At 45.1% G+C, this 23061-nt stretch carries 19 protein-coding genes and 1 rRNA gene; 7 read left to right on the top strand and 13 right to left on the bottom strand.

Features of this window, described 5'->3' with window-relative positions:
- Positions 1 to 85 precede the first annotated feature (85 nt).
- Complete coding sequence (locus L5M29_RS19465) at positions 86 to 271, top strand: DUF3545 family protein (RefSeq protein WP_006080618.1); 186 nt, start codon at positions 86 to 88, stop codon at positions 269 to 271.
- Between the two features lie 314 nt (positions 272 to 585).
- On the opposite strand, the gene L5M29_RS19460 is transcribed toward L5M29_RS19465, so the two are convergent.
- The 4 genes from L5M29_RS19460 to L5M29_RS19445 all read right to left on the bottom strand — a co-directional run bounded on the left by L5M29_RS19460 (position 586) and on the right by L5M29_RS19445 (position 4605).
- On the bottom strand, positions 586 to 1122 hold the full coding sequence (locus L5M29_RS19460; protein ID WP_105249947.1) for a hemerythrin domain-containing protein: 537 nt from the start codon (positions 1120 to 1122) through the stop codon (positions 586 to 588).
- Positions 1123 to 1358: 236 nt separating this feature from the next.
- Positions 1359 to 2090, bottom strand: a complete 732-nt coding sequence (locus L5M29_RS19455; protein WP_263169549.1) for a hypothetical protein — start codon at positions 2088 to 2090, stop codon at positions 1359 to 1361.
- On the bottom strand, positions 2083 to 2688 hold the full coding sequence (locus L5M29_RS19450; protein ID WP_263169547.1) for a sigma-70 family RNA polymerase sigma factor: 606 nt from the start codon (positions 2686 to 2688) through the stop codon (positions 2083 to 2085). Before L5M29_RS19450 ends, L5M29_RS19455 begins: the two co-directional genes overlap by 8 nt.
- A 45-nt stretch (positions 2689 to 2733) precedes the next feature.
- Positions 2734 to 4605, bottom strand: coding sequence for a vWA domain-containing protein (locus L5M29_RS19445; protein WP_263169544.1), 1872 nt, complete (start codon positions 4603 to 4605; stop codon positions 2734 to 2736).
- A gap of 232 nt (positions 4606 to 4837) precedes the next feature.
- On the opposite strand from L5M29_RS19445, the gene dauA reads away from it, so the two are divergent.
- The 4 genes from dauA to L5M29_RS19425 all read left to right on the top strand — a co-directional run bounded on the left by dauA (position 4838) and on the right by L5M29_RS19425 (position 9890).
- Positions 4838 to 6601, top strand: a complete 1764-nt coding sequence (dauA, locus tag L5M29_RS19440) for a C4-dicarboxylic acid transporter DauA (protein WP_263169542.1) — start codon at positions 4838 to 4840, stop codon at positions 6599 to 6601.
- Positions 6602 to 6878: 277 nt separating this feature from the next.
- The gene (purE, locus tag L5M29_RS19435; RefSeq protein ID WP_028760937.1) at positions 6879 to 7370 is read left to right on the top strand and encodes a 5-(carboxyamino)imidazole ribonucleotide mutase; all 492 of its coding nucleotides are present in this window, start codon (positions 6879 to 6881) and stop codon (positions 7368 to 7370) included.
- On the top strand, positions 7370 to 8473 hold the full coding sequence (purK, locus tag L5M29_RS19430) for a 5-(carboxyamino)imidazole ribonucleotide synthase (RefSeq protein ID WP_263169539.1): 1104 nt from the start codon (positions 7370 to 7372) through the stop codon (positions 8471 to 8473). The genes purE and purK overlap by 1 nt, the downstream gene beginning before the upstream one ends.
- 163 nt (positions 8474 to 8636) lie before the next feature.
- Positions 8637 to 9890, top strand: a complete 1254-nt coding sequence (locus tag L5M29_RS19425; protein WP_106649726.1) for a sensor domain-containing diguanylate cyclase — start codon at positions 8637 to 8639, stop codon at positions 9888 to 9890.
- 180 nt (positions 9891 to 10070) lie between these two features.
- Here the strand turns inward: L5M29_RS19425 and L5M29_RS19420 are convergent, their stop codons facing one another.
- The 5 genes from L5M29_RS19420 to L5M29_RS19400 all read right to left on the bottom strand — a co-directional run bounded on the left by L5M29_RS19420 (position 10071) and on the right by L5M29_RS19400 (position 16610).
- On the bottom strand, positions 10071 to 10688 hold the full coding sequence (locus L5M29_RS19420; RefSeq protein WP_317633257.1) for a hypothetical protein: 618 nt from the start codon (positions 10686 to 10688) through the stop codon (positions 10071 to 10073).
- Positions 10689 to 10855: 167 nt separating this feature from the next.
- Positions 10856 to 11320: a hypothetical protein gene (locus tag L5M29_RS19415; RefSeq protein WP_212601277.1), complete on the bottom strand. Its 465-nt coding sequence runs from the start codon at positions 11318 to 11320 to the stop codon at positions 10856 to 10858.
- Positions 11317 to 12966 carry a glutamate--cysteine ligase gene (gene gshA, locus L5M29_RS19410; RefSeq protein ID WP_263169536.1) on the bottom strand — a complete coding sequence of 550 codons (1650 nt, stop codon included), beginning with the start codon at positions 12964 to 12966 and terminating at the stop codon, positions 11317 to 11319. Before gshA ends, L5M29_RS19415 begins: the two co-directional genes overlap by 4 nt.
- Before the next feature lie 185 nt (positions 12967 to 13151).
- Complete coding sequence (locus L5M29_RS19405) at positions 13152 to 16004, bottom strand: M16 family metallopeptidase (RefSeq protein ID WP_263169535.1); 2853 nt, start codon at positions 16002 to 16004, stop codon at positions 13152 to 13154.
- Positions 16005 to 16184: 180 nt separating this feature from the next.
- Complete coding sequence (locus L5M29_RS19400; protein WP_263169533.1) at positions 16185 to 16610, bottom strand: YqaA family protein; 426 nt, start codon at positions 16608 to 16610, stop codon at positions 16185 to 16187.
- A gap of 292 nt (positions 16611 to 16902) precedes the next feature.
- On the opposite strand from L5M29_RS19400, the gene L5M29_RS19395 reads away from it, so the two are divergent.
- Positions 16903 to 18156 (top strand): dicarboxylate/amino acid:cation symporter, encoded by a 1254-nt coding sequence (locus L5M29_RS19395; RefSeq protein WP_113941634.1) that lies wholly within the window; start codon positions 16903 to 16905, stop codon positions 18154 to 18156.
- Positions 18157 to 18386: 230 nt separating this feature from the next.
- Positions 18387 to 18554: a hypothetical protein gene (locus tag L5M29_RS19390; protein ID WP_168823570.1), complete on the top strand. Its 168-nt coding sequence runs from the start codon at positions 18387 to 18389 to the stop codon at positions 18552 to 18554.
- Between the two features lie 152 nt (positions 18555 to 18706).
- On the opposite strand, the gene L5M29_RS19385 is transcribed toward L5M29_RS19390, so the two are convergent.
- The 4 genes from L5M29_RS19385 to rrf all read right to left on the bottom strand — a co-directional run bounded on the left by L5M29_RS19385 (position 18707) and on the right by rrf (position 22950).
- Positions 18707 to 19837, bottom strand: a complete 1131-nt coding sequence (locus L5M29_RS19385) for a sodium ion-translocating decarboxylase subunit beta (RefSeq protein ID WP_028760946.1) — start codon at positions 19835 to 19837, stop codon at positions 18707 to 18709.
- An 8-nt stretch (positions 19838 to 19845) separates the two neighbouring features.
- Positions 19846 to 21672, bottom strand: a complete 1827-nt coding sequence (gene oadA, locus L5M29_RS19380; RefSeq protein ID WP_263169531.1) for a sodium-extruding oxaloacetate decarboxylase subunit alpha — start codon at positions 21670 to 21672, stop codon at positions 19846 to 19848.
- Positions 21673 to 21683: 11 nt separating this feature from the next.
- Positions 21684 to 21950 carry an OadG family transporter subunit gene (locus L5M29_RS19375; RefSeq protein WP_113941635.1) on the bottom strand — a complete coding sequence of 89 codons (267 nt, stop codon included), beginning with the start codon at positions 21948 to 21950 and terminating at the stop codon, positions 21684 to 21686.
- Positions 21951 to 22834: 884 nt separating this feature from the next.
- Positions 22835 to 22950: ribosomal RNA gene (rrf, locus tag L5M29_RS19370) — 5S ribosomal RNA — on the bottom strand.
- Between the last annotated feature and the right edge of the window lie 111 nt (positions 22951 to 23061).

Genomic DNA, 23061 nt, shown 5'->3' with positions numbered 1-23061 from the left:
ACACAAATGAAACATAATTCTTGCACCCTGTTTTAAAAATATGTTATTTAATCGCTGACAAAACATACAACAACAGGAGGTTGCCATGGATCGTTTAGATTATGGTTGTGCGCTAGATGAAGTCGTTGAAAGACCCGATCGTTCGCGAGGCTCCAATAAAAAGCGTAAATGGCGTGAAATCGAAGCGTTAAAAGATAAGCATCGTTTGCTCAAAGAACTCCAAGAAATCGATAATAACTTTAACTACGACATTGATGCTATCCAGTTGTAATTACATGTTTATATGAGCTAGTTATCATTTCAAAACATGAATAGAAAAGCGCCCTTCGGCGCTTTTTTTATTTACAACTATTGGAGCAAACAGAATATAAGCGGGGGTATGACCTTACGAGCCGGAGCTTTAAAAACACATCAAAAAAACAGTAAGTTACGATAAAAACCAACGTCATCAACACCGATAATACTTTACAAATCCCAACCAACTTTGGCTCACGAGACATCGCCGTCAGAATCAAAAATGTGCTCCTCAACCTTATAAAAACACCAGCTTAAGCCCACAATATGGACCCAATAAACTAAAGAGTATTAGTCAGACGCTGTGAGATAAACCCGTAAATCTTCAAATTCTTTCTGCTCTCGATCAAGAAACAAAGGATCATCGATCAGCGATTTCTGACACTCTAACTCAATAACTTGCCAATCTTGCTCAGTTAAACTTTTAGCTAACAAAGGAAATATTTCCCGTTCCTCCATCTGCATATGTCGCTCTTGCAATGCGACATACTCTGCAAAATCAACAATCAGTTTCTCGCGGGCAACCACAATATCACTGAGGATCAAGTTTAAAGTCGCCATCAAGGTGGCCGAGGATTGGATCACCGACTCATGTTCGGCACTCAATTTATCGATAGTATCGTTCGTTTTATGGGCTAGGTAGTAGGCATAAATAATGTCTTCAATGGGATGATGGCAACGTTCAGCATATCCTTGCATATATTCAACAATATCGCGCACGACGCTGAAGTTGATTGACTCACCTTCGGATAGTTTCATCTGCTTGTTTTTTAAAACATTTAGCAATACAGCTATATGTTTATGATCATGCATGAGTCTTTTAAGCATAATGCCTCCTGAATATGGGTCTGACTATTGATACTAGCCAAGTCGTGAACTAACACCAATATAACAGGCTAAAACCTGTTCACTTTATGACGTTGATCAAGTAAATCACATACCAAACAGTAAACAGACCACAAACATTAGCACGTCTCGGCATATTTCAGGGAAATTTAGCTGTTTATCTCACCACTTTGCGATTTCTAATCACTTTTTTATTCGTAAATACCACAACCACATAGTCATTTGGCAAGCTGATGTAATTGCTGTTGTAGCTTTTTAAACTCAAGTCTTAATACTTGCTGCGATTCGATTTGCTGCGCTTCATCGACATCCTTAACTGCAAGATACGGGTAATCTTTGAGCAGTTTTTGTTCCAGCACGAATGCTTGCTCAGTCTCCTTCGCTTCGATGAGGACTTGTAACCGATGTAAATACTCAGTCAATGACACTTGATTGATTTCAGCAGACTCAGATAATTTTTGTGCATTCATAGACCTTGCAGCGATAGCGGGGCTAATTGTATCCTGCTGCTCAATTGCTCCCAATGCGGCTTTAGCTTGCTGCATTTCCGTCTGTCTTTTATGTTCAGCCACAGCTTCTGTTTGCATTTTTAAAGATTGCATCGCTTCAGTATCAGCCATTCTTGCCATCGTTTGTGGCGCGGGGGCACTCATCACCATAGGACTTGGAACAAGTGTATCTTCGACTTGAGGTCGATTCAGCACCAGCAGACCAACAACAAGCACTAACGATGCCGCGCTCGATAACGCCCAAGGATGGCGTCGCCAGACAGAACTTGGCGCTTCAACGGCGGTTATTTTGCTTTGATGCATTTCAGCTAAGTGAGTTTGCGCCAGCTGTAAGATATCTTGATCGAGTTGCTGCGGTGGAACCTCTAAGGCCTGTTGGCGATACCAAGCCAGCACTTCCTGTTGTAATGCGCGCTCATCAGCACTTGAAGAATTACTCATGACCCGCCTCCTGCCATTTCGCGCTGACACAATCTTTTAGGCTTTGGTAAGCATAACGAATACGGCTTTTAGTCGCTTCTAAGGTCACGCCCGCAATGTCGCTAATTATGGCAGCCGTAAAACCCATTTCAATATTCAGGATAAATGCCTCTTTCTGAACTTGGGGTAACAGTGCGATACAGGCCTTTAGCAATAAGCTCTTTTGCGCTTCTTGCCACTGCACATCGGGCTTATCTTGCTCACCCGCCACAAAAGTATCGAGTCCGGCATCATCTTCATCAGTAGCGACTAAATCCACGGGCTTAACCGCCCGTACATGATCAATCAATAAGTTATGAGCGATACGATACAACCAGGTAGTAAACTTAGCACTGGCTTCATAGTTAGCCGCAGCGCGGATCACCCGCCCCCAGGTTTCTTGATACAAATCTTCAGCTAACTGCTTATCACCTAACTGGCGTACAAAGTAGCGATAGAGTGCACCTTTGTGCTTCAGGTATAACTGTTCAAATGCTTTTGAATCGCCCTTGGCATAGCACAACATCAATTGCTCATCTGAGTGCTCATGGTTTGATAATTGCGCTATTGCTAATGCCACGGGAAATTCCTCATCATTGGGGTTAGCCCCACGAATTTACTTTTACTATTGTAATCTCTCATTGCGCGTATTGCTCTTGTCTCTCACTGGCTCGCCATGAAGCTTATCTTGGGGAGGAAAAGGTTTATCCGTACCATCGAATACCTTCTTAATCGGCACATGATTAGATTGCTCTATGGCCGCGGCGGTTTCCATTAATTGCACAAACTCATGGCGATATCCAAAGGGATCGTCCCCTAATGCCGAACGTGCTAACTGGCTTAACTTAGTATAATCAAATTGATGTAGATAATGGCTGCCATTCAGTAATTGCCCTAATCCTGCAACCGCTGCTGCAAATCTAAAATCATCACTCGCTTGTTCTAACAGCTTAACATTTTGGTCTAACCTGATGGGATAACTCAGTAACTGACTCTGTGTTTGCTCTGGCAGCTTGTATCTCAGTTTAAGGAAAGCGATTTCTTCACGGCTGTATTTTTCTTGCCCCGTTTGAGCATCAACGCCATATCTGAGTTTATCATTCGCCATCTGCCCTGCTTCAACATATCTTAATTCATATAAGGCAGTCACTGTATGACCCGCGCCAATTTCGCCCGCATCCACCTTATCGTTGTTGAAATCCTCCCGTGCTAAAGCACGATTCTCATAACCGATTAGACGATACTCAGACACTAAGGCCGGATTAAACTCCACTTGCACTTTGACGTCTTTAGCAATAGTGAACAAGCTTGAACTTAACTCGTCCACCAGCACTTTTCGCGCTTCATTCAGGGTATCGATATAGGCATAGTTACCATTGCCCTTATCCGCTAATTGCTCCATGAGTTGATCGTTGTAATTCCCCAAACCGAACCCTAAGGTTGTCAGGCCAATACCATGATCTTTTTCCTTCTCAATCAAGGCAATCAAATCATCAAAATCTGTCATACCAACGTTGAAATCACCATCAGTCGCGAGGATGACTCGATTAATACCATGGGGGATAAAATGCTTTTTCGCCAATTGATAGGCTTGTGTGATTCCTTGCCCACCATTGGTTGAACCACCTGGGCTCAATTGCTCTAACGCATAGGTTAAAGTTTGAGTGTCATTCCCCGACGCGCCATCGAGGACGATACCGGACGCCCCTGCATAAACCATAATAGAGACTTTATCCTGCGCGCTTAATTGCGCCGTCAGCAACTTGAGTGCTGTTTGCAGTAAAGGCAATTTATCGGTAGATGCCATAGAACCTGACACATCGAGCAAAAAGACTAAGTTACTGGCACCTAACTGAGATTTAGATAAGTCATACCCTTTAAGACCAATCCGTAACAGCATCATGTCATCGTTATAAGGGGATGGCGCAAGCTCTGTCGTAACGCTAAACGGCGCGGTATTTTTAGCAGGTAAAGGATAATCGTAGGCAAAATAATTAAGCATTTCCTCGACTCTGACTGTACCTTTCTCGGGCAAGCGCCCTTCCCTCAGCATCCGCCTTAAGGTGGCATAACTACCAGTATCAACATTGATGGAAAACGTCGATACTGGGATTTCTCCTGCCACCATGATGCCATTTTGCACCAGCGGCTCGAATTTATTTTGTGCTAACGGAATCGCAGCATAGTCTGACGGCATTGGAGCTATGCTCATTCCCATCACTGCACCATGGGTAGACATTTGCATCGGCGCCGCGACTCTGGCCATCTCAATCTGAGTAGCATCACGCATTTCAGCACGGCGCAGTGACACTTCTTTATGACTCTGCTCGGCTTGTAGCTCCGCTTGTCGTTGTTGAGCCTCAGAGCCTTTACCGCCACAGGCCGTTAAACTCAGCATGACTAAGAATAAAGCTGCGCTATTGCTCGCCGATATGCTGACGCTTCCCCAAGATAATAAGGAATGTGCAATGGTTTTCTGGGAGTATATTGTTTTCATGTTGAATGCCTTTGATGTTGACCTAAGGCTGTAAACGGTACAAATGACTAAAAGGGTTAAAGTATCAAAATATTTTACAAACCACTCTTAAATGAGAATCAAACAGCCTCCAAGCACACTATTTATACAAAACAAAGTATTTTCAATCGTTTTTGCAATCAAGCTCACACTGCGTCTTGTATCAGGTCACTAAAATAGAAGCTTGTTACTCGCCTCGCTATGGGACCCACTCGTGTCACACTCAGCTCATTTGTTTTCCCTAAGAATCGCCCACGCACTCACAGAAGCTTGCGTGAAGGATAAGTATTCGTTTAAACGTTTTGGGCAAGATCTTCTTGCAGGTCTCACTGTCGGCATTATTGCCATTCCGTTAGCAATGGCATTAGCCATTGCCAGTGGAGTTGCACCTCAATACGGTTTATACACTGCGATTGTCGGCGGCTTTATTATCGCCATATCTGGCGGCTCACGTTATAGCGTGTCAGGCCCGACAGCGGCATTCGTGGTATTGCTCTATCCAATAGCCCAACAATTTGGTTTAGCAGGATTATTAATCGCGACTGTGATGTCCGGAATGATACTCGTCGGCATGGCAATGCTGCGACTTGGCCGATTAATTTTGTATATCCCTGAATCCGTCACCTTAGGCTTTACCGCGGGGATAGGTGTCGTCATCGCTACCTTGCAGCTCAAAGATTTTTTCGGACTCGATATAGCCCAGATGCCAGAGCAATATCTGGCTAAGTTGATGACATTAGCTCAAGCCCTACCCTCGGTGCATTTACCTAGCCTACTGGTAGCATCCGCGACCTTAGCGACTATGCTACTTTGGCCAAAACTCAAAACACCCGTGCCAGCGCACCTTCCAGCTATTATACTCGGCACTATGTTCGCCTTGGTTCTCAATGCCATGGGTGCAGATATAGAAACCATAGGAACCCGTTTTCACTATCAACTGAGTGATGGCACCACAGGCATGGGAATTCCTGCCGTATTACCCAGTTTCGAATGGCCTTGGCTGCAAGCTGGCGCGAATGGCCAAGCCTTTCAGTTTAATCTCGCGACCTTTCAAGCCTTATTACCTGCCGCCTTTGCCATTGCCATGTTAGGCGCAATTGAATCACTACTTTGTGCAGTGGTACTCGATGGCATGACAGGTAAACGTCACAGTGCCAACAGTGAATTACTAGGGCAAGGTATAGGTAATATCATCACGCCGTTTTTTGGTGGTATTCCAGCCACTGCAGCAATTGCCCGTAGCGCGGCAAACGTCAAAGCAGGCGCTCAGAGCCCGATAGCTGCCATGATCCACGCCATAGTAGTCTTAATTGGTTTAGTCGCCTTAGCGGGCGTATTAGCTTATTTGCCCATGTCAGCCATGGCAGCCCTGCTACTTGTTGTGGCTTGGAACATGAGTGAAGCCCACAAAGCACTACATTTAATTAAAACTGCGCCCACCAGCGATATCATGGTTTTTGTCAGTTGCTTTTCATTAACGGTTATTTTCGACATGGTGATCGCCATCAGTGTGGGAATTATCCTTGCTGCCTTGCTGTTTATGAAAGAAATTGCCGAGATGACAAAGCTTTACGATATCAGCACCAACAAGCGTTATGTGGATCAAGAGCTACCTGCCGATTGGACTGTCCTCAAAATTAACGGGCCGCTATTCTTCGCTGCTGCTGACCGCATTTTCTCCGAAATCGCGAGTCTCACCGAAGATAAACAAGTGATAGTGCTTTATCTCGATGGAGTATCTATTCTGGATGCGGGAGGATTAGCCGCACTGACGAAGCTGATTGAAAAATGCAAAGCGAATAAGACTAAGCTCATTATCGCCGATCTGCAGTTCCAGCCCATCCGAACGCTGGCAAGAGCCAAGATCCAGCCAATTGAAGGTGTATTGAAGTTTTACTCGACCCTACGTGAAGCCATGACAGAAGCGCCAGTCATCACTCAGCAAACAGAAATCACTACGGATAAGCAAATACTGTAAACCTTGCAACCCAATATCAGCTGCTTATCACTGCAAACTAACGCCAAAGGCCAAAGGCCAACCTCAGTGTTGGTCTTTTTTATTGCTCCATCACCTCACCTATTCATCGCCGCGAAAGACGTTTTTTCACACGCAAAAACGGGCAGAAATCGCTAGGATCATGGTATTATTCAGCGCCATGATGCTAGCTACCGGTGACGGCGAGACAAGCATCAACTGTACCTAGACCTGAAACAAGGTCAAAATATAATTAAAATTAGTGAGTTAAGGAGTTATCATGCAAGCCCTTGTTGCTGTTGTTATGGGTTCTAAAAGTGATTGGCCCACAATGGAAGCCGCCGCTGAGATAATGGATAAACTGCAAGTGCCTTATCATGTTGAAGTGGTTTCCGCCCATAGAACGCCAGATAAACTCATGGAGTTTGCAGCCTCTGCCGCCGAACGTGGTTTTAAAATCATCATTGGTGGCGCTGGTGGTGCAGCGCACTTACCCGGTATGATTGCCTCTAAAACTCGCTTACCCGTATTAGGTGTACCAGTCCAAAGTAAAGCCCTATCCGGCATGGATAGCTTATTATCCATCGTTCAAATGCCAAAAGGCATCGCCGTCGGCACCTTAGCCATAGGTACAGCAGGCGCATTCAATGCGGGATTATTGGCCTGCCAAATCCTTGCGAATAACGATGCAGAATTAGCGGCTCGTGTTGACGCTTTCAGAGAAGAACAGACCCGTGCGGTACTGGACAATCCAGACCCGAGGGAAGTCTAATGACCCAGACAAGCACTAAACCTAAGGTTTGGGTATTAGGTAATGGTCAGCTGGGCGCCATGTTGACCCACGCTGGTGAGCCATTAGCGATTGAAGTTAACGCCGTCGATATCATGACGCCTTCGGATGACATTCTGCCACTCGCGCCCCACGACATTATTACCGCCGAGCGCGAACAGTGGCCAGAGTCCGCCCTGAGTTTACAACTCAGCTCACACCCCCATTTTGTTAATGGTCCGGTATTTAGCCGTTTAGCCGACCGTTTTAGCCAAAAGAGTCTACTCGACCAGCTCAACGTTCCCACGGCGCCTTGGACCTTAGTCGACGATAACACCCAAGTCGATACCCTGTATCAGCACTATGGTCCTAGAGTCTTGATGAAACGCCGTACTGGGGGTTATGACGGTAAAGGTCAACATTGGCTAAAAGAAGCCGAAGCGGGTGATATTCCAAACGATTGGCGTAACCTTGCGATTGCTGAGCAAGCGATTAATTTTGATGAAGAAGTATCATTGGTTGGCGTGCGTACTCGCAAAGGCGAATGTGTGTTTTATCCGCTGACGCTGAACTTACATCAGGACGGCATTTTAATGGCGTCGATTTCGCCACTAGCACGCTTAACCCCCTTGCAAGCCCAAGCCGAAACTATGCTCAGCGCTATTATGCACGAACTTGAATACGTTGGCGTAATGGCGATGGAATGCTTCCGTGTTGGCGATGAGTTACTGGTGAATGAGCTGGCACCGCGAGTGCACAACTCTGGCCATTGGACTCAAGCCGGAACCCATATGGATCAATTCCAGCTGCATCTTAGAGCACTTTGCGGAATTGCGATCCCACAGCCACAAGTGAATTTTCAGTGTGTTATGGTCAACCTTATCGGTATCGATAATGACCCTCGCTGGTTAAGTTTGCCCAATGCTGAGTTGTACTGGTACAACAAAGAAGTTCGCCCAGGCCGTAAAGTCGGACATTTAAACCTATCAGTGCCAAATCAAACTGTGCTCAACCAGAGCATAGCCGCACTGCAAACTTGGATGCCAATCCAATACCAAGCACCATTAGCTTGGATATTGGCCGAATACGCAGAAAATTCGCGTTAATTCAGTATTTAGTACCAAAATCACTGATATGAAATTGTTCACAGTTTCATATCAGTTTATATTTCAATTTTCGTTATATACTTAACTGAACTCAGTGTGAATACGTTAGTGATGTATAGCATTCAATGATTACTAGCAATGACACAGATAAAGGAATAGTCGAGTGAAATTAAGGGATAATTTCAAACGTAAGACCATAGATCGCTTAGATTATCGCTATCATCTGCTACTGCTTATAGTGCCGATATGTCTATTCATCCTGCTGTTTATCTTTAATGCACCCACAGAAAATTGGACTATCCTGCCCTTACTGTTTGTTTGCATCATTTATATTTTTGCCTACAGCCTAATTTACTATTTGCATCAGGGTCGTTTAACTCGACTATGGCAGCATTTAGAGCAAGTCGTCACCATCAACGATGCCATCTATGAACTCGCCCATCTCTCGAGCCATTATAAAAATGAGCATGCCTTTCTGGACGCCTTACTCAATAAAGCCGTGTACGTGATTAATGGTGCCGAAATGGGCAGCATCATTAAAATCAACGAGGTGAATAATAAACTGTATTTTGAATCTGTCGTGGGGCTCGATTTAGCAAAACTCAGACAACTGGATTTTACCTTAGAGCAAACTTTTGAATATCGACTCACTGAAGGGAGATGCGATCAAGTGGTGGTCATCAATGATATGAAGAATATCAATGCGGCTAGCACCTTAACGGAAGATGATCAAAAAGTGTTACTCTCAGTGTCGAAGCAGCCGATACGCTCAACCCTGTCTAGCCCAATTCGTATTGATGGCAAACTGTATGCCATGCTCAATCTCGATAGCAGTAGCCTTGGCGCCTTTAGCGATTACGACCGCAATCTTGTCTCTATCCTAACTCACGAAGCTAGCAATGCCATTGCGCTCTATCAGAAGTCACTGCAGATCACTAAACTCGCCAATTTTGATCCATTAACAGGACTTTATAATCGAAAGAATTTTGAAGATGAACTGCACCACTGGCAACACAAGCCTCACTTAGGCAGTTTTTTAATTATTATCGATATGGACAATCTCAAGTCCATTAATGATGCCTATGGGCACCAGATGGGTGATGTTGCCATCAAGCGAACAGCCACCGCCATGCTCACCTATTGGCAAAATAAAGGCATTATTTCCCGTTTTGGTGGCGATGAGTTTGTCGCTTTATGCCATGGGCCGTTAGCTCAAATTGAACAGGACTTAGATGATATGCGCAAAACCTTGAATCAAGGTTCAGAGCTTAGCCTAGGTTTTAGTTTTGGTATTGCCCCCTTCGAAGCCGATTGGTATCAATCCTTTAAGACTGCAGATCATGCTATGTATGAGCAAAAGCGTGCAAAGAAAAAAGCCATTCAGGCATTAGAAACCTTCGCAGTGAAAGCGCAATAAATCAATTGAAGTCAGGTGCTACAGCCGATGTCAAAAGGCTAATATCAACAATCAGTAAGCGTCGGAGTTTAAGATTTGAGTTTACTATCTCGATTAGCTATCTCGATTAAATATCTAAATTGAACACCGACAGTCAGCCATTCTCACTTAGGTGGCTGACAATGATATAAAAACGTCATCTTAACCAAAAAAGAAACGCCACAGCCAAGATGAATCTAAATCTTCTTGGCAGGTTTTATATTGAGCCGCGTAGCGTTTCGACCTCGCATCCACCTTGTTCGCCACTTTCACTAACCACGCCTTAGATTTGTAACTGCCACGGCGATAACCGCCCCAGCCTTCATGATAATTAAGATACTGCGCCCGCGCATCCCATTTAGATACACCATTTATCTTATGGGTTTTGCTGATAAACCAGCCCATAAAATCCAAGGCATCATCGAAATCACTGCGGCTCGACCAACTGTTTCCCGTCTCACGCACATAATCATCCCACGTCATGGTCTTAGCCTGCGCATAACCATAGGCATCGCTGGCACGGCCAATAGGGATAAAACCTAAAAAGTATTCCATCGGTGGCGCGGCGTTGTGCTTGAATGAACTCTCTTGATACATCATAGCTAACGGCACATGCACTGGCACACCCCATTTATCACGGACATCTTTAGCGGCATCGTACCAATCTCTGTGTTCTTGAAATATCTCACACAAATTTTCGGGAGACTTAGGCGGAGATGTCGCGCAACCTGACAAGATGCCGAGACTTGCGCAGAGTAAGATAGCGGAGGATTTATTCATTAATATCATGTTCTTTGGAGAGTTAGCTCGCGCCATGATGTCATAGACTCAGGCTGAGGCAAGCATAAAAAGCCTTTTTTGCGCTTAGAAGATCTCAACGCTAGGGGCTAAATCAATATGACTTAAATCGTATGTTGCTGGCTTACCACTTGAACTTAACACTTTGGCTATTTCGTTTCGGGACTCAGCTCAAACTGACACTCATGATCTTCTTGCTGCCACACGCCGGGTTCCCAATACGCAGTGTCTTTACCCATATAGCGCTTATCGGTGTGAAATAACGCACCGATATGATAACGCTGATGACTTTCAACATTGAGCTTGAATACTTTGGGTGTCCGCGCGGCAAGCGTGACTGACAAACTTGGATCATCAATCAGCTCCGCAACGATAAATTCATATTCGCCAGGCGCTAACTGATAATTAGGCTTAGAAACGACTGCCTGCCCGTTTAAATGGGTCACCACCACTCGATACCAGTGAGTACTGGCATCGGGCTGCAAATAACCCGACACAGTACCACAGCCCAGTGGATCTTCAGGTGACGCGGCGCAGCCAGATAACAAGGCACTGAACCCAATCAAAGCTACGCAGGCACGTAGGCCAGTGAAAGAGAATAACCCCTCTTTCACAGCTTCACTCCAAAGTAATCTTCTAGATAATCATCGAATGAAACTGCACTCTGCGCCGCCTCTAGTTCAGCTTGCTTGTTAAGCGAACTGGATGCTTCAGCTTGATACTGCGCTATGGTCTTGCTCGACAAGGGATAATCGATAAAGTATTGATAGTATTGCTGCGCTAACGTCATTACCCACTGACCATGATCTTGGCCCTTGTTGATCACGTTTTGAAGTACTTGTCCCGACAGGGTTAAATTCGGATCTTCAGCCGCTTTACGCCAATGGGCCAAAGCCACTTGATAATCCGTCCCCTCACCATCGAGCAATACTGCCAAAGGTTGCAAGGCATCAAACAACTCTTCTAACCAAGATTTAAGCGAACGTGAACCGTCTGCGGTTAATAACTCAAGCCCAGGTTTACGGCCTTCAAGCACCACAGCTTTAAGATTCGCGCTTAATCTCGCCTCTTCGCTCGCCTCAGACTTAGGCGACTGCGTTAATAAACAATAGAGTAGGAATAAATCAAGGAAACGCACTTGTGTCACCTCAATGCCAACCGGGCTAAATGGATTAACATCCAACGCTCTCACTTCAATGTATTCCACCCCAGCACGGGCCAAAGCTTCAGACGGTTTCTCGCCACTACGTGTGACCCGTTTCGCACGGATTGGCGAGTAGAACTCGTTTTCAATCTGCAATACATTGGCATTAAGTTGACGATACTCACCATCGACTTTAACGCCGATATTAGCAAAGTTTGCTGAAGGCATTTTAGTGGCAGCATTCACGCCAGCCAGATACTCAGGCAAAGAGTTATAGCTGATATTTAGATCTTCTTGCTCTTTGTTGGTGTAGCCTAAATCACTCATACGCAACGAAGTGGCATAGGGCAGATACAGAGTTCCGTGGCCCGTTTTTTCAAACTTGAGGTCGGTTTTTTGATCTTTAATAAAGGAGCTACATAACGCTGGCGAGGCACCAAATAAATAAGGTAGTACCCACACTAAACGGCGATAGTTACGGATCAAGCCGAAATAGGATTCTGAAATAAAATCATCGTAAGTTAACTCTTTATCACTTAACTCATACAGACTTTGCCATAATTCTTGCGATACCGAAAAGTTAAAGTGCACCCCAGAGATGATCTGCATCAGGGCGCCATAACGATAGGTTAACCCCTTACGATACAAGGTTTTCATCATGCCAGTATTCGATGAGCCATAGCGGGCAACGGGGATCTGTTGCTCATCTTTCACATAGCAAGGCATGCTCACGGGCCACAAACGCTGACCATTTAAGTGGCGCACGCTGAAGGCATGAGTCTCAGTTAACCCTGTAAGAAGTTGCTCAACATTGTGATTTACTGGCGTAATAAACTCGAGCAAGGCTTCACTGTAATCCGTCGTAATACGTGAATGCATTAACGCCGAGCCTAAGGCTTCGGGATGCGAGTCTGTAGCGAGATAACCAAACTCATCAATCCGCAACGCCTCACGTTCTATGCCACGTAACATACCCAAGAGTGCTGTGCGCCCATTGGCGTCCGAGAGATGTTGTACTAATTCATTGAATGACTTCAATTTGCGCTTCTCTAATTGGTGATTCGCTATCGCGACAAGGTTAACAGTCAGACCTTTATTTTGAGGCTTATCTTGCAAAATATGCCTCAAAATAAATCTAAACCTGTCTGTGGGGCAAGCCAAATTCACACCTTGTATGATTAAAAGCAGACGGTGACAGCTAATGCTGTCACCGTCTTTCGATGTAAATCCGGTAAATATAGGGCAAATAGTCGTTAACTAATACACCTGTCTATCTACCTATATAAGGGCGAAATACTAATTTACAATACTAAAGTTTCAATTGGATAGCCCAATACCGCTAAATCCGCTTCAATTGTCGCTTTATCTCCCACCACCAGAATCACCATTTTATTGATATCTAGCTCGGAAGCCGCGAGGGCATTGAGTTCATCTTTTGTTACAGTATTAATGATCTTGTCCTGTTGAGTCGTAAAATCTTGACTCAATTGGTAACGTTGGATCATCCGCATAAAGCCCGCTTTTTGATACGGTGTTTCATAATCAAGAGCTTGCCCTTGAGAGACTGAATTACGCATAAAGGCAAGTTCAGTATCCGTCATGCCCTGCTGCTGATAAGCACTGATTTCTTTTACAAACTCAATGAGTGCTTTCGCCGTCACGTCACTGCGAACGTTACTTGATGCGACAAAATCGCCCACTTCAGCACCGCCTGTAAAACGAGTGCGAGCACCATAGGTATAACCTTTATCCTCACGTAAATTTAGGTTGATACGGCTATTGAATGCGCCGCCTAACGGATAATTCATCAGATAAGATTTAAAATAATCGCCTGTGGCATCGTAGGGTAATGCGCGCTTGGCAATATTGATTACCGATTGCGCCGCACCAGGTTTATCAATCACATAAATTGTGCCGCCTTTTAATGCAGGGAGTGGCTTAAGTGGCGGTACCACAGCTGCTTCTCCTTTCCACTGGTTTAATCCCGCTAATTTAGGCAGCAATGCAGATTCAGATAAATTAGCAACAGTGACAATTTTAGCGTTGCCGCCTTGATACTGCTGGGCATAAAACGCTTTTACATCGGCTAACGTAAGCGCCGCGACTGAATCGAGCGTACCAAGATCATTCACACCTAACGCATTGTCTTTACCGTATAACAAAGACGGCAACGCCGTATCAGCCAGATAGCTAGGATCGGACTGCATATGCTGGATCTGTTGTAATTGCTGCTGTTTCACTCGCGCAAAGTCAGCTTCGCTGAACGCTGGTTGAAACAGCTTTTCTTCCATAATCGCCAGCGTCTCATCTAAATGTGCTGTCAGAGCCGATACTTTGATCGAACTTTGATATTCAGACGCACTAAAATCGACACTACTACCTAGCATTTCTAAGGCTTGTGATAGTCCTTCACTGCTGCGCTTCTGACTCGATTCATTAAGCATTTCAGCAGTCAGCGTTGCTAAGCCTGCTTTTTCGACGGGTATGAGTCTGTGGCCACCATTGAGATAAACAATTAACTCAACTGTTGGTGTTTCAGTACTTTGAGTGCCCATGACTTCGATGCCATTGGCTAAGGTTTTTGTCCAAATTTTAGGTACTTTGAGCATAGGTGCAACGCCAGATGCAGGCATCTTAGTCCGATCAAAACTTGAAACAAGTTCAGGCTTGGGCAAATCCCCCTCTACCGCAGTGTGTGCAATCGGCAACGTTGCAGGCGTGAAGTTATCCGCATGGGCAATAAGTGACGTCATTCCCTGCGGCACCACACTCATAACCACCATAGGTTTATCTTTAATGTATTGCTTAAACACGCGCATCACATCGTCTTTGGTCACATTGGCATAACGATTCAGATCTGAGGCAATCATGTTCGGATTGCCCGACAGCGTTTGGTTCATCGCTAAGGTCGACACTTTGCCAGAAACACTCTGCAGGCTATAAATGGTATCAGCCTCAAACTGCACTTTGACTTTTTGCAGATCGTCATCGGTAACGCCACGTTGCTCAAACTCCTTAATCGAGTCGAGGATACGTTGCTCCAGATCCGCCAATTTGCCGCCCTTTTCAGGATTGGCTAAAGCATAAATCGACATCTGACACGCAAGCTCTTGACAAGGATGACTCACATTAGCCTGCACGGCATAACCGTCCTTAACCAAGTTTTTATATAATAAGGATGTTTTACCACCACCTAAAATATTGGCCAACAGATCGAGCGCGGCCTCATCTGAATGTCTAGCGTATACGGTAGGAAAACCAATACGGATCAAAGGCAAGTGCACTTGATCTTCCATGGAGATGTAACGTGTCTTGTCTAAGTTAACCAGCGCCTTTTGCTCTAACGAGACTTCAGGACCACGGGGGATTTCACCAAAATATTTATTGACCCAGGCTAAGGTTTGCATTTCATCGAAATCGCCACCTATGGTCAAGGTCGCATTATTAGGGCCATACCAACGTTGGAAAAAGTGTTTAACATCGTCAACCGTGGCGCGATTAAGATCGTCCGGCCAGCCAATTACAGGCCAAGAATAAGGATGACCGACAGGATACATAGCTTGGCTAAAACGCTCACTCATGCGGCCATAGGGCTGATTATCGATACGTTGTGCACGCTCGTTTTTGACGGTTTCGCGCTGCACTTCGAATTTTTCACTAGTGAGTGCCGGCAACAAAAAGCCCATACGGTCCGACTCGAGCCACAACATTTTTTCTAATTGATTGTTGGGTACTGTCTCAAAGTAATTGGTTCTGTCGGTATTGGTCGTGCCATTTAGGGTACCACCGGCTTCGGTAACCACTTCAAAATGCTGTTCATCGGCAACATGCTGTGAGCCTTGGAACATCATGTGTTCAAATAAATGCGCAAATCCCGAACGCCCAGCTAATTCACGGGCAGAGCCCACATGATAAGTGACGTCGACATGCACTAAGGGATCGGAATCATCTTGATGTAAAATAACCGTTAACCCATTGGCTAATTGGTACTTTTTGTAGGGGATCCCTACTTGCGAATCGGCCAATTGCACATTTTCGATAAGTTTAACGCCTGCGGGCAAGTTCGCCGTAGTCGTTTCAGATGCACAACCCGCAAGTGCGGCAGAAATTGCGACCGCTAATATCCATTTCTTCAAAACATTCCCCTCATACATCAATGGGCCAAAAATACAGCTTCATAATCATAGTGCTGCGTTTAGTCATAGTGCGCTTAAATGATTAAGCATTGGGATTTATGACTCGCAAAATTGACACTAAGTTCCTATCTATACAGTAAATTCAGTCTAAACGGAAAAACACTCCCGCCCTTGACCATTAAATGCATCCTAGCGCCATCATGCCATCCATTGCAGCACGGCAGCGGCAATAATTAAGTAACGAATTGTTTTACCAATTAAAATCATCACCAAAGAAGGTATTAACGGTAGCCTCAACCAACCCGCCAATAAACAGAGAATATCACCGATAATCGGTGCCCATGAGAGTAACAACGCCCACACGCCGTAGCGTTCAATCAAGGCGAGCCCCTTTGCGTGTTTACCTGTCGCTAACGCTTCTGGTGATTTTGCGAGGCGACCTAAGCGACCTAAATAGAAACTGGTCATCGCGCCCAACGTATTGCCAATACTAGCCACCACGACCAGCGCAACCCAAGCCTCTGGGGTATTGTTTAATAACGCCACGAGTAAGACTTCAGATCCCCCCGGTAACAAAGTGGCCGCTAAAAAAGCGCCGGAGAACATAATACCTAACTCAGTCATAATGGCTTACTCAATGATAAATCTCTCTTTTTGTATTCAATGCGATGAGGTTTGCCATGGGTTAATTGAATGTTTCACTTAATCTTTTTACAACAAACTCACTTATCACAATAAGTTATAAGAAAAACGGTTTGTTATAACCCTAGCTCTGTCGATACAATAGGTTAACTATGGCAGGCAATAACCATGCGCATGACTGAGAGCGCGTTAACATCACGCTCAACTCGTTAAATACGAATCCTATCATCGCAGGCCTATTGGCTCACTCTTAATTTATTTTTCTGGAATATGCATGATCCTTCAAACCATTAGCCGCATTCCGTTTTGGCAAAAAGTCTTAGCAGGCTTTATCTTAGGTGCGCTCGTTGGCGTTATTTTAGGTGAAAGCGCCACAGTACTAAAACCATTAGGTGATCTGTTCATTGGGGCCATTAAGATGTTGGTCGCACCTTTGGTATTTTGTGCCATTGTCGTGAGTATCACATCACTCAACTCGCAAACCAGCCTGAAACGCCTGAGCTTGAAAACTTTGGGTATGTTCATGCTGACAGGCACAATCGCCTCTCTGATCGGCTTAGCTGTAGGCTCAATGATCGACATGGGTGGCACCATGCAACTCACAACGACTGAAGTGCGCGAGCGTAATATTCCCGGTTTCGCACAAGTGTTGCTCGACATGATCCCTGTCAATCCTTTTGCTTCACTCGCTGAAGGCAATGTACTGCAAATTATCGTATTTGCAGCTTTGGTGGGTATCGCTATCAATAAAGTCGGCGAGAAAGCAGAGCCATTAAAACGCACCATTGAAGCAGGCGCAGAAGTCATGTTCCAACTGACTCGCATGGTCTTAAAACTCACTCCTATCGGTGTGTTTGGTTTAATGGCATGGGTTGTCGGTGAATATGGTTTATCGACTCTACTGCCTTTAGGTAAGTTTATCGGGGCTATCTACATTGCCGCCTTTATCCACATCATCTTTGTTTACGGTGGCTTAGTGAAATTTGTCGGTGGTTTAAGCCCACTGCAATTTTTCCGTAAAGCTATGCCAGCACAGTTAGTCGCCTTTAGTACTTCTTCAAGTTTCGGTACTTTACCTGCGAGCACCCGCGCAGTCGAAACCATGGGTGTATCAAAGCGTTATAGTGCCTTTGTGATGCCATTAGGTGCGACCATGAACATGGACGGTTGTGGAGGTATTTACCCTGCGATTGCCGCTATCTTCATCGCGCAGATTTACAATATTCCGCTCGATACACTGGACTATGTAATGATTGCCGTGACTGCAACCGTGGCTTCTGTTGGAACCGCTGGCGTACCAGGAAGTGCGATGGTGATGTTAACTGTTACCTTAGGTGTGATTGGTCTGCCACTTGAAGGCATTGCCTTTATCGCCGCGATTGACCGTATTATCGATATGATCCGCACAGCAACTAACGTAACGGGCGATATGATGACTGCTGTTGTGATTGGTAAATCCGAAAATGAACTCGATGAAGTACAATTCTATTCGAACGACAATCAAGACATTACACCTGTGAGTTCGTAGCAATAACAATACTGTATAAACAGTATTAAGCTAAATCATCAATACCATTGCACAGTAAGAGACCGCTTCGGCGGTCTCTTTTATTATTCTGCAAACGGTCTTTGATCTATTGGCTTTAGAAGCCACAATCAACTTCGACAGTCTCTATCAACTGCAAAATAGGTTACTCAAATAAGATCAAGCTGTTAGACTCTAAAACTACTCTAACTCACACTTTAGCAGAACAAACAATGACGAGACTCTTCCTTATCCCGCTGATCCTATGTTTGTTTTGGGCGTTATTTTTAAAAGCCAACAAACTCACGCTAAAACAAGGCCGGCGAGGTTTTATCTACATTATCGGTATAGGTGGCGGGCTGATTTTAATCCTTATGGCATTACTCTGGTTAACGGCTTAGGTTAATACCAAGGATTCATTTTCTAAATTAGTGACTTAACAAAAAGCCAACTCAATACTGAGTTGGCCTTAGTGATAAAACAGCGTTAACGACTAGAATAAATTCGAAGATAAACCCGCTAAATTTACCCACTCAGTTAACCCACTCTGTCATCAACCCAGCACGGCAAGTAAAATCCCCGCAGCCACAGCAGAACCTAGCACTCCCGCCACATTGGGACCCATGGCGTGCATTAACAAGAAGTTGTGTTGGTTGGCCTCTAATCCAACTTTGTTCACAACTCGTGCTGCCATAGGTACAGCCGACACCCCTGCGGCACCAATCAACGGATTAATCTTACCACCCGACAACTTACACATCAGTTTTGCCATCAATACACCTGCAGCAGTACCAATGCCAAATGCTAAAGCTCCCAATACCAAAATTCCTAAGGTTTCCAGTCGCAGGAATTGGTCGGCAGATAACTTAGAACCGACAGCTAGACCTAAGAAAATCGTAACGATATTGATAAGCTCGTTCTGCGCCGTTTTCGATAATCTATCCACCACGCCCGATTCACGCATCAAGTTACCAAGGCAAAACATGCCCACTAACGGCGTGGCAGCAGGTAAAAAGAGGATCGTTAATCCCAGCACCATCAAAGGGAAAATGATCTTTTCCTTCTTGCTGACTTCGCGCAGCTGCTCCATTTTAATTTCGCGCTCAGCTTGGGTTGTCAGTAAGCGCATGATCGGCGGTTGAATAATCGGGACTAGTGCCATGTAGGAATAGGCCGCGACCGCAATCGCCCCCAATAACTCAGGCGCCAGTTTGGAGGCGAGGAAAATCGCCGTCGGTCCATCAGCACCGCCAATAATCGCAATGGCCGCCGCATCCTTCATGGTGAACTCAAAGCCCGGCACTAAGTTCAGCGCTATTGCGCCAATCAGTGTCGCAAAAATCCCAAACTGCGCAGCCGCCCCTAATAACAGAGTTTTAGGATTCGCGATCAAGGCACTAAAGTCAGTTAGCGCACCAACACCCATAAAGATCAACAGTGGGAACACCCCAGTCTCAATCCCCACATGATAGGCGTAATACAGCATGCCACCTTCTTCGGTAAATCCCGCATGGGGAATGTTAGCCAGCACTGCACCAAAACCAATGGGCAACAATAGCAAAGGCTCAAATCCACGCACGATGGCGAGATACAAGAGCAAAGCGCCCACTGCCATCATTAACACTTGCCCGCCAGTAAAGTGAGCGATACCTGTCTCGGCCCAAAAAGCCATTAAACCTTCCATTATGACTCCTACGCCAAGGCCAGTAATTGAGAACCCACAGACACTGAGTCACCTTCTTTCACCCAAATCTTAGCGATAATGCCATCGCCCTGTGCACGAATTTCGGTTTCCATCTTCATCGCCTCAAGGATGATCACGACATCGCCTTCACACACTCTATCGCCTGGAGAAACATGCACTTTGAAGATGTTGCCCGACAAAGGCGCGCTCATTTCAAGCCTGATTTCACCATGGCTTTTTGCTGGCGTTGTACTATCAGTCACAGCTTGCATAGCATGAACACTTTGTCCCTGTGGCTGGATTTGCGAGATCTCACCGCCTGCGGCGACTTCAACTATGTACTCTTGCCCTTCGACTGTTACCGTGTAGGTTTCAGGGCCGCGATCCGCTGTATTAGAAGCATCAAGTACCGAAGTCAATTCAGGTTTAGGCTCAAAGGCACCCGGATCGTCACGATTCTTTAAGAACTGCAATCCTATCTGTGGGAAGAGTGCATATGTCAGCACATCATCGTCATGCTCTGACGATAGGCGAATGCCTTGTTCCTGTGCTTTATCAGCTAACTCAAGCCGTAATTTAGCCAGCTCTGGCGTTAATAAATCAGCAGGGCGACATGTAATGGCTTCGGCTCCTTGTAAGACTCTCGCTTGCAATGCGGCATTGACTGGCGCAGGTGTCGTGCCATATTCGCCCTTAAGCACGCCTTCAGTCTCTTTAGTCAGTGACTTATAACGCTCACCCATCAACACATTAATGACCGCCTGCGAGCCGACAATCTGCGATGTAGGTGTCACTAAGGGCAAAAAACCTAAGTCAGCACGCACGCGGGGAATTTCTTCCAAGACCAAGTCCATCTTATCGGCCGCGCCTTGTTCCTTTAGTTGGCTCTCCATATTGGTCAGCATGCCACCAGGCACTTGTGCACGTAAGATCCGCGAATCGATGCCTTTCAGCGCGCCTTCAAACTTAGCGTACTTCTTGCGCACCTCACGGAAATAAGCGGCAATCTCCTCAAGCAACACCATATCGTAACCCGTTGCACGCTCAGTATCTTCCACCATAGCGATAACGGTTTCAGTTGCAGTATGTCCATAGGTTTGACTCATCGACGAAATTGCCGTATCGAGCACATCGATACCCGCTTCAATGGCTTTCTGATAAGTGGCCGTACTCAACCCTGTCGTCGCATGACAATGCATAGATAACACGAGTTGCGTTTGGGATTTTAGTCGACTGATAAGCTCAAACGCTTCCATCGGCTTAAGCAACCCCGCCATATCTTTGATACACAAAGAATCACATCCCATATCTTCGAGACGTTTTGCCATATCAACCCAAGTCTCTATGGTATGCACAGGGCTAGTCGTGTATGAGATAGTCCCCTGCGCATGGCCGCCAACTTGGCGCACCGCTTTCACCGCAGTTTCGAGATTACGAACATCATTCATTGCATCGAAAATACGAAATACATCGACGCCATTGGTATGGGCACGATCAACAAAACGCGTGACTAAATCATCGGCATAATGGCGATAACCTAATAAGTTTTGGCCACGCAGCAACATTTGCTGCGGCGTATTCGGCATTGCCTTTTTCAACTCACGAATTCTGTCCCAGGGATCTTCACCAAGATAACGAATACAGGCATCAAAAGTCGCCCCGCCCCAAGATTCCAATGACCAGAAACCGATCTTATTGAGTAACGGCGCTATAGGTAACATGTCATCAATGCGTAAGCGCGTCGCTAAAATGGATTGATGTGCGTCCCGCAATACGACATCAGTTAAAAATAATGGCTTAGCCACTGCTGTCGTAGAATTAGATACAAAAGTCATACTGCTCCCCATTACTTAATCTGTGAACGATACTGCTTTACCGCTAGTGAAATCGCAGCGACCAAACTTGGCTCTAACGGTTTAGCATCAGATTGCGCTACCCTCTGCTGACTCTTAGCATGATTTTTAGCAAAACGTGCAGATGCAGCATCGACTGCACACCAACGCGCAACCAAATGAATCCCAAGGATTAGTACACTTAAAAATAAATAAACTAAGCCCATCCCCAAAAACATAATGCCAACGGCATCCAATAAAGATTGCGTTACATCCTCCATAGCTCCCCTACCCCTTACTCTCTAGATCCCTATCAACAGCGCGATTGCCCCAAAATCATCGCTATCGCATTACAAGTTCAAAATTCATCAAATGAACAGCTCCAAACTATGGTTCTTCCGTAAACAGACACATAGCGACCACCAATCAGAAAAAATCGAATAAAAAATCACATTTCAAAGCTAACTAATCACACAACAAGAAAACCAGCTGAACTCAACCTGCTACGAACATAACCAATTGATAACAAAAAAACCATATCAATGTAAATTGGTCTTACCAATATTAAGTAGATCCACAGGCGGCAAGTTATTAATCCTCATAAATCGAGCGATTAATTCAATATTCCATAATGAAACAAGCATAATGTTGGATTTAAGCTGAAGTGATGTCTTAGGCTAAAAAATGATTCCTAAATTGAAAACAACGAGCATAGGAATAAATCAAGTGAAAAAATATGCAAATTTAACAATCCAAGTCACTGCTATTTGATTCTGAGAGAAGATAAAAAAGAATGTCGTTCTGAAGGCATTGATTGAAGAAGAGGAATGGGTTCAATTCAGCAAATTAAATCAACTTAAATGCCCCCTAGATACCAACACAGAGCAGTACCTAGCAATACGGTTGGTGTGGAACGGCTATCTTAAAAGATAAGCAACAGTGCTACCTGAGCTAGAGCTCAGTAATTGAAATGGCTAGTGAGTTGGTGAGTTGGTGAGTTGGTGAGTTGGTGAGTTGGTGAGTTGGTGAGTTGGTGAGTTGGTGAGTAAAAATAGCGGAGAAACATGCAAGTTGAAAGAAAAACGGACTAATTTCTACAAATTACAGATGCAAAAAAGCCAGCTTATTTAGCTGGCTTGGTTACATCTCAATGAGATAATTAGGCGCTTGGCGATGACCTACTCTCACATGGGGAGACCCCACACTACCATCGGCGCGTTTGCGTTTCACTTCTGAGTTCGGGATGGGATCAGGTGGTTCCACAAGGCTATTGTCACCAAGCAAATTCTGTTTATTACCGTGTCCATCACTGGCTCACGCTAATAATAATTCGGAAAGCTGATTTTCTTTGTTTGAGTTCAAACTTCATCAAGTGTCGATATTCTGTCTAAG

Source organism: Shewanella sp. SM95, from assembly GCF_025653595.1.
GTDB lineage: Bacteria > Pseudomonadota > Gammaproteobacteria > Enterobacterales > Shewanellaceae > Shewanella > Shewanella oncorhynchi.
This window is presented reverse-complemented; position numbering and strand designations above follow the sequence as displayed.